Annotated in this window: 11 protein-coding genes; 5 read left to right on the plus strand and 6 right to left on the minus strand. The window is 63.2% G+C overall.

The window, feature by feature from the left end; translation table 11 throughout:
• Positions 1–9: 9 nt before the first annotated feature.
• Complete coding sequence (locus tag BJD99_RS14260; protein ID WP_084347673.1) at positions 10–783, minus strand: SDR family oxidoreductase; 774 nt, start codon at positions 781–783, stop codon at positions 10–12.
• Positions 784–908: 125 nt separating this feature from the next.
• Here BJD99_RS14260 and BJD99_RS14265 point away from each other — a divergent pair, with 125 nt between their 5' ends.
• Both BJD99_RS14265 and BJD99_RS14270 read left to right on the plus strand, forming a co-directional pair.
• Positions 909–1,670: an SDR family NAD(P)-dependent oxidoreductase gene (locus BJD99_RS14265; RefSeq protein ID WP_084347675.1), complete on the plus strand. Its 762-nt coding sequence runs from the start codon at positions 909–911 to the stop codon at positions 1,668–1,670.
• Positions 1,671–1,776: 106 nt separating this feature from the next.
• Positions 1,777–2,838, plus strand: a complete 1,062-nt coding sequence (locus BJD99_RS14270) for a ferredoxin--NADP reductase (protein ID WP_084347677.1) — start codon at positions 1,777–1,779, stop codon at positions 2,836–2,838.
• Between the two features lie 82 nt (positions 2,839–2,920).
• Here BJD99_RS14270 and BJD99_RS14275 read toward each other — a convergent pair whose 3' ends face one another.
• Positions 2,921–4,468: a FadD3 family acyl-CoA ligase gene (locus BJD99_RS14275; RefSeq protein ID WP_084347679.1), complete on the minus strand. Its 1,548-nt coding sequence runs from the start codon at positions 4,466–4,468 to the stop codon at positions 2,921–2,923.
• 191 nt (positions 4,469–4,659) lie between these two features.
• Between BJD99_RS14275 and BJD99_RS14280 the strand changes: the two genes are divergently transcribed.
• Positions 4,660–5,565 carry an SDR family oxidoreductase gene (locus BJD99_RS14280; RefSeq protein WP_373270550.1) on the plus strand — a complete coding sequence of 302 codons (906 nt, stop codon included), beginning with the start codon at positions 4,660–4,662 and terminating at the stop codon, positions 5,563–5,565.
• A gap of 61 nt (positions 5,566–5,626) precedes the next feature.
• Positions 5,627–6,838: an acetyl-CoA C-acetyltransferase gene (locus tag BJD99_RS14285; RefSeq protein WP_084347683.1), complete on the plus strand. Its 1,212-nt coding sequence runs from the start codon at positions 5,627–5,629 to the stop codon at positions 6,836–6,838.
• Positions 6,839–6,905: 67 nt separating this feature from the next.
• Here the strand turns inward: BJD99_RS14285 and BJD99_RS14290 are convergent, their stop codons facing one another.
• The 4 genes from BJD99_RS14290 to BJD99_RS14305 form a co-directional block, all read right to left on the minus strand.
• On the minus strand, positions 6,906–7,829 hold the full coding sequence (locus BJD99_RS14290) for a VWA domain-containing protein (protein ID WP_084348054.1): 924 nt from the start codon (positions 7,827–7,829) through the stop codon (positions 6,906–6,908).
• A 69-nt stretch (positions 7,830–7,898) separates the two neighbouring features.
• Positions 7,899–8,858 (minus strand): MoxR family ATPase, encoded by a 960-nt coding sequence (locus tag BJD99_RS14295; protein ID WP_084347685.1) that lies wholly within the window; start codon positions 8,856–8,858, stop codon positions 7,899–7,901.
• Positions 8,859–8,867: 9 nt separating this feature from the next.
• The gene (locus BJD99_RS14300) at positions 8,868–9,689 is read right to left on the minus strand and encodes a mycofactocin-coupled SDR family oxidoreductase (RefSeq protein WP_084348055.1); all 822 of its coding nucleotides are present in this window, start codon (positions 9,687–9,689) and stop codon (positions 8,868–8,870) included.
• 156 nt (positions 9,690–9,845) lie between these two features.
• Positions 9,846–10,928 (minus strand): NAD(P)-binding domain-containing protein, encoded by a 1,083-nt coding sequence (locus BJD99_RS14305; protein WP_084347687.1) that lies wholly within the window; start codon positions 10,926–10,928, stop codon positions 9,846–9,848.
• Positions 10,929–10,980: 52 nt separating this feature from the next.
• On the opposite strand from BJD99_RS14305, the gene BJD99_RS14310 reads away from it, so the two are divergent.
• Positions 10,981–11,712, plus strand: a complete 732-nt coding sequence (locus BJD99_RS14310) for an enoyl-CoA hydratase (protein WP_084347689.1) — start codon at positions 10,981–10,983, stop codon at positions 11,710–11,712.
• The last annotated feature ends 26 nt before the right edge of the window (positions 11,713–11,738 follow it).

An 11,738-nucleotide genomic window follows, 5' to 3' on the forward strand; every position in this document is an offset into this window, starting at 1 on the left:
CGACCGAGGTCAGGGATGGGTCGCCAGGTAACGGGCGGGGTACTCGCCGCCTCCGTGCACCGCAAGGTCTGCTCCGTTGACGTACGACGCCCACTCGCTGGAGAGGAACAGGCACGCTCCGGCGATGTCCTGGGGAACGGCCATTCGGCCGATCGGAAGGGTACGAACTACAGCCGCACCGCCATCGTCGCCGTACACCGCGGCGGCGCTGTCGGTGCGGATAAGTCCCGTCGTGATGTGGTTGATACGTACTTTGGGGGCCCACTCCAGCGCGAGGGCCTTGGTGAGCACCAGGAGACCGGCTTTGGCGGCACTGTAAGCAGCAGTTCCGGGTTGCGGATCGTGCGCGGAGACGCTGCCGATGTTGACAATCGAACCACCTTCGGGTTGCGTCTGCATCACCGCGTTGGCGGCCTGCGACACGTTGAAGGGCGCGAGAAGATTCAATGCCACGATCTTTTCGACGAATCGTGGTGAGACGGTGGCAGCATCGGCATCCGGTGAGCCTCCGGCATTGTTCACCAGAACGTCGAGTCGGCCGTGGGCTGCGACTGCATCCTCGATCAATCCGGCGGCGTCGGCCGGGTCGCGGACGTCCGTTGCACGGAACTTCGCACTGCGTCCGTCGAAGCTCGGCAACGTCTCGGGAACGGTGCGGCCGCAGACCATTACGTCAGCACCGGCCGCCAAGAACGCGGTGGCGATTTCGAAGCCGATACCTTTCGTTCCGCCGGTGACGACGATGCTGCGATGGGAGAAGTCGAAAGCTCGAGGGGCAGTCACAATGAATCCTTCTTCGATGATGGCGGAATCGGTTGAATTACCGATTTTTCGATGAGAACGTATTCGGTTCCGGTCTGACTACAAACAGTAAAGAAAAATTCGATTCTAGATAATCAGGAGTGAAAATGGGAAAGCTCGACGGCAAGGTTGCACTCATCACGGGTGCGGGTCAAGGTATCGGCCAAGGTATCGCACTTGCCTTGGCGAAGGAAGGTGCGGCCATTGCCGTTGCCGGCCGCACCGAAAGCAAACTGCACGACACCTGCGCAATGCTGACCGACATCGGAGTGCGTAGCGAAGCTGTTGTCTGCAATGTGAAAGATCGTGGCGACATCACCGCCGCTGTGGAACAGACCGTGAGTGCCCTTGGTTCAGTGGACATCCTGGTGAACAACGCCAACGACTGCAAGCCCGGACCGATTTTGTCGATCGTCGACGAAGACTACGAAAGATCTTTCGCATCGGGGCCCCTGGCAGCTTTGCGCTTGATGCAACTGTGCCACCCACATATGAAGGCGCGTGGGGGCGGAGTGATCATCAATATGGTGACCGCGGCTTCGGTGCGCTGGGATGCGAGCAACTACGGTGCATACGCCTCGATCAAGGAAGGCATGCGCGCGCTCACCCGGTCCGCGGCCTGCGAATGGGGCGAGGACCGAATCCGCGTTCTGGCCGTGGCCCCGCACGCGAAGACCCCTGCTCTCGAACGGTGGATGGAGAAGAATCCGCAGGAGGCTGCCGAGTTCGTCGAGAGTATTCCGCTCGGCCGGGTCGGTGACCCGGAAGCCGATATCGGCCGCGCTGTGCTGTTCCTCGTCAGCGACGATGCCGGCTATCTCACCGGAGCCACGATTCCCCTCGACGGCGGACAGTCGCGCTGGGGATGATTTCTCTTCCGGCCGAGTCTCGCACAGCGGGAACGCGTCGAACCTGCCCAGAGGCGCCAGTATAGTCAGCCTGGATATTTTTCGCATCGGAAAGGGCACGAACGCGATGACATTAGTCGAGGCGCCGCACAGTTCACGGTCGGTGGTGGTGACAGTTGCTGCCGTAGTCGAGGAAACCGCGGACGCGCGCTCGTTGGTCTTCGACGTACCGACCGACAGTCGGGAGCGCTTGAAGTACAAGCCGGGACAGTTTCTGACGTTGCGGATTCCGAGTGATCGCGAAGGCTCGGTGGCGCGCTGCTATTCGTTGGCGAGCTCGCCGTTCACCGACGAACTCCTCAAGGTGACGGTCAAACGTACCGATGGTGGTTTCGGTTCGCACTGGCTGTGCGACAACGTCGCTGTCGGCGATCGCATCGAAGTGCTTCCCCCGGCTGGGGTGTTCACCGTGGTGGACCTCGACGAAGACGTCGCGCTCTTCGCGGCAGGCAGCGGCATCACCCCGGTGATGTCGATCCTGAAATCCCTTCTCGACCAGGGCACCGGCAAGGTTGCGCTGCTCTACGCCAATCGTGACGAGAACTCGATCATCTTTGCTGCGGAGCTACGAGACTTGGCTGCCGAGTTCGACGATCGACTGACCATCGTCCACTGGTTGGAATCCGTGCAGGGTCGACCCACGATCGGCCAACTGGCATCGCTGTCGCAGCATTGGACCGACCGCCGCGCATACATCTGTGGTCCCAAGCCGTTCATGGACGCCATCCACGAGTCGCTGACGACCGCCGGTGCGTCGCGAAGCAAGATCCACTCGGAAATTTTCGTCTCGCTGACCGGAGACCCTTTCGCGCCGGTGATCGAAGAGCTGAGCGCACTCGACGCTACCGACGGGCCCGCACCTGCGTCGGTAGAGGTCGAGATGGACGGTGAATCTCACGAGATAGCCTGGCCGCGTAGCGCAACGCTCGTCGACGTGATGTTGTCCAAGAATCTCGACGTGCCGTACTCGTGCAGAGAGGGCGAATGCGGTTCGTGCGCCTGCCGTGTCCTCGACGGTGAAGTAGTGATGGGCAATTCGTCCATACTCGATCCTGCCGACATCGAAGAGGGATACATCCTCGCCTGCCAAGCACGCCCGGTGAGTGACAGGCTTAAAATCGAGTTCTGAGAATTCTCGGACCGAACGAAAAAGACCGGGAGGGTGGCAATTGCCACCCTCCCGGTCTTTTATTCATGCTCTTGCTATCGAGTCACGACTTCTTCTCGCGCAGCTCATTTTTCAGTACTTTGCCCGACGCGTTCCGAGGTAGAGATTCGGTGAACTGCACCGACCGGGGCGCTTTGAAGCCGGCCAGCTTGTCTTTGCAGAACGAGATGATCGTCTCCTCGGACAGATCACTGCCAGGGCTCAGGACGACATAGGCGCGGCCGACCTCTCCCATCCGCTCGTCGGGTACACCGATCACCGCGGCCTCGTACACCCCGGGAAGTCGCAGCAACATTGCTTCGATCTCGGCCGGGTACACGTTGAATCCGCCGCTGATGTACATGTCCTTGAGACGGTCGGTGATATCGAGATAGCCACGGTCGTCGAGGACTCCGACGTCGCCGGTGTGCAGCCATCCGTCCGAGTCGATGGTCTTGGCCGTCGCCTCGGGATCGTCCAGATAACCGAGCATCACGTTGGGGCCGCGCAGAAGGATCTCGTCCTGGTCGCCGATGCGGATTTCGAAACCTGCAGTGGCGCGTCCGGACGAGGTGGACACGGTGACAGGGTCGTCGTCGCTACGACACATCGTTGCAACTACCGCTTCGGTCTGACCGTATGCGGTGAGGACGGCATCGAAGGACAGTTCGTTCTGCATGCGCTCGACCAGAGCCACCGGGACCGGGGCCGCACCGGTGACCGCAATTCGAAGGTTGGACATGTCGTAGTCGGCACGCCGGGGGTGATCGAGAATGCTCTGGTAGATCGTCGGCGCGCCGGGGAGGACGCTGATCCGCTGCTCGGACACGATGGCCATGACGGCCTCCACGTCGAACACTGCCATCGGTACCACTGTGGCTCCGGCGAGTAGCGCGGTGACGAAACCTGCCTTGTATCCGAAACTGTGAAAGAACGGATTGATGATCAGGTAATTGTCTTCTGCGGTGAGTTCGGCGTTCTCGGCCCACGACTGCGCCACCGACATGAGTTGACGATGCGCGCTCAGCACGCCTTTGCTGCGACCGGTGGTGCCCGAAGTGAACAAGATGTCGGAGACGGATTCGGCGTCGACCGCTGCGCTGCGTACGTGGGCCTCTGCGCGGGACGCGGCGGTACCGATGGTGCAGAATTCGTCCCAGTCGGTGACGCCGGTCTTCGGTTGATCGGTGCCGCTCAGTGGGATTCGCACGATGACGGGCACCTGCAACTCCGGTGCGGCCTCCTGCAGTCGATCGAGTCGATCGGTGCCGAGAAAGTCACCGACCACGACGAGTGCCGCGGCGTGTACCCGTTCGATGATGTCGCCGGCCTCGGTGCCGGTGTAGCGGGTGTTGATGGGAACGACGACGCCGCCTGCCCAATGGGTACCGAGCGCTGCCACGATCCAGTGGTAGGTGTTCGGCGACCAGATCGCTACGCGCGCACCTGCTTCGATCCCGGAGGCAATGAGCGAGGAAGCGAATGCTTCTACCTGCTCGTGCAGCTGGGCGAAGGTCAGGCTGAAAACGCCGTCGATGATCGCGAGACGGTCGGGATGGTTCTCGGCGGCGCGCGTGAGCGCTGCCGGTGTCGTGCTCGGTCCTTCGATCATTCGGCTCCTAACCTAACGCTTGCTTGGCAGATTATCCTATCGAGGAGGCTCAGCGTATTTCGTTGCCGAATGGCAGATTGAACAACCAAGCACTTGCTTGGTACGCTAACACGGCAATCATGAGAGCTGTCGGCAGCTCGACCGATCGACTTCCACGTCAGCAACGTCAAGGAGACATACACGTGAATGACATGCTCGAGGGACGCGTTGTAATCGTGACCGGAGCCGGCCGCGGTTTGGGGCGTGCACACGCTTTGGCTTTCGCGGCCGCAGGCGCCAAAGTTGTCGTCAACGATTTCGACCCAGGCAAAGACGGACGTCCGACGGGGGAGAGCCCGGCCGAGCAGGTCGTCGACACCATTCGGGCCGCAGGCGGCGAAGCTGTGGTCAACGGAGACGACATCGCTGACTGGGACGGTGCCGAGCGGCTCGTGAACACGGCCCTCGACGGCTTCGGACGTCTCGACGTTCTCGTCAACAACGGTGGATTTCTGCGTGACCGCATGCTCGCGACGATGAGCGAAGAAGAGTGGGATGCGGTCATTCGAGTGCATCTCAAGGGCCACTTCGCGCCGATGCGTCATGCCAGCACCTATTGGCGCGCACAGGCGAAGGCAGGCAATGCCGTCGATGCCCGCATCATCAACACCAGTTCGGGTGCAGGCCTGCTGGGCAGCATCGGACAGGGAAACTACGCGGCGGCCAAGGCCGGAATCGCGACGCTCACCATCCAGGCCGCAGCCGAGTTCGCTCGGTACGGAATCACCGTCAACGCGATCGCACCCGCTGCGCGTACTCGCATGACCGTCGGTGCGGGAGGCGCGATGGCAGAGACCATGGCGGCGCCCGAGGAAGGCTTCGACGCGATGGCGCCGGAGAACGTCTCTCCCTTGGTCGTGTGGCTGGGCAGCACTGCTTCCGCTCATGTCACCGGAAGGGTCTTCGAGGTCGAGGGCGGCAAGGTCTCTCTCGCCGACGGTTGGCGCCACGGAACCGTCATCGACAAGGGTGCCCGTTGGGATCCGCAGGAACTCGGACCCGTCGTCGACGAGCTGATCGGTGGCGCCGTACCGCCGACACCTGTGTACGGAGCCTGAACGCTCGCACTGCCTTTGCTCAACCATCGATTTCGACTCAATCCACTTTCAGGAGCCCCACGTGCCCGAAGCTGTCATCGTCTCCGCCGCCCGTTCACCGATCGGGCGCGCACGCAAGGGATCACTGCGGGATCTTCGCGCCGATGATCTCGCCGCCACCATCATTCATGCTGCACTGGACAAAATCCCGGCGTTCGATCCGCGGGAACTGACCGACATCATGATCGGTTGTGCGCAGCCGGCAGGCGAGCAGGGTTACGGCCTCGCTCGCGTGATCTCCGTTCTTCTCGGCTACGACACCGTGCCCGGTACCACGGTGCAGCGATACTGCGCCTCGAGCCTTCAGACCACTCGGATGGCGTTCCATGCCATTCGCGCCGGCGAAGGCGACGCCTTCATTTCCGGTGGCGTGGAAATGGTCTCGCGTTTCGGACTGGGTAAGTCCGACGGGATGCCGGATACCAAGAACAGCAAGTTTGCTGCACCCGCAGAGCGCGCTGCGGCGCAGGCAGGCAGCACGTGGACGGATCCTCGCGAGGAAGGGCTTCTCCCCGATGTCTACCTCGCAATGGGCGAGACCGCGGAAAACGTTGCAGGCCTTCGTTCCATCAGCCGTCGCGAGCAGGACGAATACGCCGCGCTCAGTCAGGCACGCGCTCAGGAGTCCATCGCTTCCGGATTCTTCGATCGTGAAATCACCCCGGTCCAGACTCCGGACGGACAGACGGTCTCTCGCGACGACGGCCCCCGCGCCGGTGTCGACGTCGATTCGCTGTCGACGCTCAAGCCGGTCTTCCGGCCGGATGGAACTGTCACAGCAGGCAACTGCTGCCCGGTCAACGACGGCGCAGCGGCCCTGGTCATCATGTCCGAGCAGCGCGCCAAGGATCTCGGGATCGAGCCGCTCGCGCGCATCCTGTCGACCTCGGTTTCCGGAATATCTCCCGAAATCATGGGCTTGAGCCCGGTGGAAGCTACCCGTCGGGCCGTCGCTTCGGCGGGCTTGAACGTCAGCGATGTCGACCTGTTCGAGATCAACGAAGCCTTTGCTGCACAGGTCATTCCCAGCTACCGCGACTTGGGAGTCGACGTCGATCGGGTGAACGTGCACGGCGGTGCTATTGCACTCGGGCACCCGTTCGGTATGACCGGAGCCCGGATGACGGCGACGCTGCTCAACGCTCTCTCGTGGGGCGACAAGGAGATCGGCGTCGAGACCATGTGCGCGGCCGGCGGCCAGGGCATGGCGATGGTTGTTCAGCGTCTGAAGTGATTCATGACCGTATGGTGCCCGCCAGTTCCATTGGCCCAGAAGGGTCATGGTGGCGGGCACCATACGGTCAACGCTCGAACAGTGCGCTGAGCGCGGGGCCGACGTCACGATAAGTGCGGATGACCCTGATGCGGCCGTGCCCGAGGCGAGCGAGATCACGGCCGAGGTCGACGTCGTTCTCACCCGAGGTGTCGAGCAGGATGTCCAGGCGCGGAATCCTCGCCGCGGTGGGCCGTGGATCGGGCCCGGCGTTGTGCACGCAGTCGGAAAGCAGAACCACTCGCGAGTCCGGTGAGGACACTGTCCGTAGCAGCCCGGCCGCGGTGTCGAGCGCAAACTGGACGTTGGTCAGACCGCGGGCAGGAATCCGCAGGACGGTATCGAGGATTCCGAGAGGAGTCATCGGGTCACCGAAACGCGTGAGAACGGCTGCGTCGGACCAGAATGCGACCACGGCGAGGTTGTCGCGATTCAGTTCACCAGCGAGTGCGCCGACGGTCGCTGCGGCCGTCCGCACTCGTTCGCCCTTCATCGATCCGGAGATGTCGACGACGAGAACGACAGACCGCTTGGTGTGCAGTCGTTCTCGTACCACGATGTCGTCGTCTTCCGGCATCGGAATGGCAGCGAGCACATCGAGCGTGCGGTCGAGGTCGATCTCGTCGCTGCTGCCCCGGTATCGGAGTGAGGTCAGTTCACCGACCCCTCGTCGGGCATGAGTGTCGCGACGGGGACGTCGAACAGCCAGGCGAGCAGCGATCTTTCGAGCGAGTGCTCGGGTTGCGGCGTCGGATGCAGATTCTTGCGCGGTGGCGTCTGCGAGTGCGATCACCTCGGCAGTCTCCTCGGTGAACCCCGGCGCCGACGGGTTGTTCTCCCCGGCTGCCTTCCCCGGCCCGGGATGTCCGTCGGCGATCAGCGCTGCTCCCGCCCCACCGCCGGGACGGAACAGCGACGGCGACTCGGTGAGTTGTTTCGGCTTGCGCCGCAACGGCTTCAAGGCGCCGCCGGTGCCTCGGTTTCCGGGCCTTCGGACCGGTGAGTCTGCAGTGACGGCTCTTCAACCGGGTGCCGCTGCGGCGGGGCGGAGCAAAAAGTGGTCCTCCCAGATGGAGCGCAGAATCATTTCCGGTGTCGCATCCGATGTCTCGTCGACGTGGATGCGTCCGGACAGTGCGAGCAGGAGCGCGTCGAGCATGACCTGCTGGTAGCTCGCCGGTAGATCACGAGAGGGCTCGACGTCGGTACTCGCGGGGAGTTCGACGGAGCGGAGCAATGCCAACTGCTCCGCGAGCAGGGTCAGATCGATCGCGCCGCGCACACTGCTGCCCTGCGTGATGTCCTCGTGTTCGCGCGTGGCTCGGGTGATCGCCACCGAATCTGCAATCAAGCGCGGGGAGTCGGATTCGGTTCGTAGTCCTACGATTCCACGTTCCGCCTCGGCATCCTGGTACCCGATCGCGAGTCTGCACAACCGATCGTGCACGCTCGTCGACAATCGTGTCGTGCCGACGTTGTCGTAGGGATTCATCGATGCGATCAAACGGAACGTCGGGAGGGCGTGCACGGTACCGACACGCGGGATGGCGATGCGTCGCTCTGCCATCGCGGTGAGCAGCGTGTTCAAGGTGTCTTCCGGTGCACGGTTGAACTCCTCGATGTACAGAAACCCACCGGTACGCATGGCCTCGACGAGCGGCCCAGGCACGAAGTTGTCCTCGCTGTAATCCTCGCGAAGAACTCGGGCAGGGTTGTGGTGGCCCACGATTCGGGCGGGCGTCAGGTCCGCGTTGCCCTCGACGAAGAGCAGCGGGATGTTCCACTCGGCAGTGATGGCGCCGAGCAGAGTGCTCTTGCTGGTGCCGGGCGGACCCTCGATGAGGAGGTCCCGCCCGGCTGCAACCGCAGCCAACAGCAAGTCGAGTTCGTGCTCTCGCCCGACGAGGCGCGCCGCGATCCGGCGGCGGATCTCGACGATCGACAACGGAGCGAGCTGGTACTTGCCGTCGAGCTGTGCCATGGGTTCTCGCTACTTCGCCAGGTATCCGGCATCGATGGGCAGTGTGACGCCCGTGACATAGCGGGCCTCGTCCGAGACGAGCCAGGCAATGGCGTTGCTGATATCGATGGACTCGATCATCGGGACGGGCAGGAGATTGCCCGCCAGCGCAATGGCCTCGGGGTTGGAGACGAGATAGTTCTGCATGGCCTCGTTGAGCACCATCGGGGTGCCCACGCCCGTCGGATGCACGCTGTTGACTCGAATGGAGTACTGCGCCAGCCAACTGGTGAACGTACGCATCAGCCCGACGAGGGCGTGCTTGCTTGCCGCGTAACCGTCGGCCGCTCCCGATCCGGTGCCGCCTGCACCGGACAAGCCCTGGGTGGAACTCGTCAGGACGATGGATCCGCCCTGGCCCTTCTCGATCATGCTGGGTACACCCGCGTGGACAGTGTTCCACGCGCCGAACAGGTTGACCTCGATGACGTCTCGGAAAGTCTTGACGTGATCCGGGTTCACGGCACCCAGGGGTGCAATACCGGCATTGGCGAGAATGATGTCGATCGGACCCAATTCGGCGACCGCCTTGTCGACCACATTCTTCAGCACGTCGTAGTCACGGACGTCGGCTTCCGTGGCGATGATTCGCCGGTCGAGGGCCTCGACCTCCTTGACGGTCTGCGCGAGATCTTCCGGCGTTGCCAGGGGGTAGGGGACCGTATCGATCTGTGCGCAGATGTCGACGGCGATGATGTCGGCACCTTCTTGCGCAAGCTTGATGGCGTGGCTACGGCCTTGGCCGCGTGCCGCACCGGTGATGAAGGCTACTTTCCCGTCGAGCTTTCCCATGATCGAGCTTCCTCGTTGTCCGTCGGTGAAATCAGTTCGAGCGCAGAACGCTTCGCCGAAATGGACGAGGGCGTTGTGCGGCGCGATGTCCGTGTCGGACACACGCTCGAAGGTATATGACACCGAGTGCAGGAGTGGCCGGATTGCTTGAAATTTCTAATTGCTGTTCAGTGTGTCGAGTAACTCGGTGACCGCGGCCCGCCCGGCCCGATTGGCACCGATGGTGCTCGCCGACGGCCCGTACCCGAGCAGGTGCACGCGCGGGTTCGCCGCGACACGGGTCGCTAGACGGCCGTCCATGACGATTCCGCCGCCGGGTCCGCGCAATCGTAGCGGCGCCAAGTGGTCGAGCGCGCTGCGAAATCCGGTCGCCCACAGGATTACATCGGCATTCACGCTCGTGCCGTCCTCCCATCGAACCCCGTTCGAGGTGATCTGCGAGAACATCGGCAGGCGGTTCAAGGCGCCCCGATCCCGCGCTGCCTTCAGACGATCGGTCAGCAGCAATCCGGTGACGGACACGACCGAGCCGGGCGGCAGTCCCCGTCGAACTCGATCCTCGACCATGGCGACGGCGGCCCGCCCTGCGTCGGGTCCGAAGTTCGCCTCGCGAAATTCCGGTTCGCGGCGCGTGACCCACGTCGTGCTGGTGACCTGAGAAATCTCGTCGAGCAGCTGGACGGCCGAGATGCCACCACCGACGACGATCACGCGTTCGCCGGCGAATTCGTCTGCCGTTCGGTAGTCCTTCGTATGCAGCTGCCGGCCGGCGAACAACTCGGCGCCCCGATAGTGCGGGATGAACGGTTTCTCCCACGTACCGGTGGCATTGATCAATCCTCGTGCCGACAGAACTGTCTCACCGGCTTCGATGCGGAAGCGTGGTTCGCGGTCGCAGACGACGTTCACCGTGACAGGCCGTCGCACCCGGAGGTCGAACTTGGCCTCGTAGGCACGGTAGTAGCGGGGTACTGCCTCGGCTGCCACGACGGACTCGGGGGCCTCGCCCGTCAACGTGTCCACGAACTCCATTCCTGGCAGATCATGGACCCTGTTGACGGTGCTCAGCGTCAATGATGGCCAGCGGAACTGCCATGCCCCACCCGGTGCCGGAGAGCGGTCGAGCATCACGAAGTCTTCTTCGACCTGCAGCCCTGCCCGATGCAGGTGGTAACCGGCCGACAGCCCGGCCTGTCCCGCGCCGATCACCGCAATATCCGTCTCGATCACATCGACCAGTAGATCAGCCCGCGCAGCACCACCGTCGCTACCGCTGGGTAACGTCTAGGTCATGATCGGACAGACTCGTGACGGCGACGTCGTCACACTCGAACTTCAGCGACCGGAACGCCGCAACGCGCTCGATACTGCACTGTGTGTGGCCCTGCGCGAGGGAATCGAAGACGCCGTCGCCGGCGACGCCAGGGTAATCGTCATCACGGGGCAGGGCTCGAGCTTCTGCGCAGGCGCAGATCTCAGTGGCGACTCGTTCTCGAGTGACTTCCCGGAGACCCTGAACACGCTTCTGCAGACAGTCCAGAATGTCCCGGTCCCGGTCATCGCCGCAGTCAACGGTCCAGCGGTCGGCGCCGGTACCCAGCTCGCCATCGCGAGCGATCTTCGGGTCGTCGCAGACGGAGGCTACTTCGAGATCCCCTCGACCCGCCTGGGTATCGCGGTGAACAACTGGACCATCAAGCGGCTCTCCTCGCTCGCAGGCGGCTCGGTCGCGCGCACGATCCTTCTCGGCGGCGAACGTCTGCACGCAGAACAGGCACATCACAGCGGACTCGCCAACAAACGCGGCGGAGCGGACGTCGCGCAGCAGTGGGCACAGTCGATCACCGAACTCGCGCCGCTGGCATTGCGGCACCTCAAGCTCGTCTTCAACGACGACGGTGCGCACGACGAGCCGAAGCCCGAGCAGTGGGAAGCGTTCGGCGCTGCGTGGAAGAGCGAGGACATGCAAGAAGCCCGGCGCGCACGCAACGAGAAGCGCCCGCCGAAGTTCCTCGGCCGCTAGCTGCCAACCGCTCTCCCGCGTGCGTA

The sequence above is a fragment of the Rhodococcus sp. 1163 genome (assembly GCF_002091985.1).
Lineage (GTDB): Bacteria > Actinomycetota > Actinomycetes > Mycobacteriales > Mycobacteriaceae > Rhodococcoides.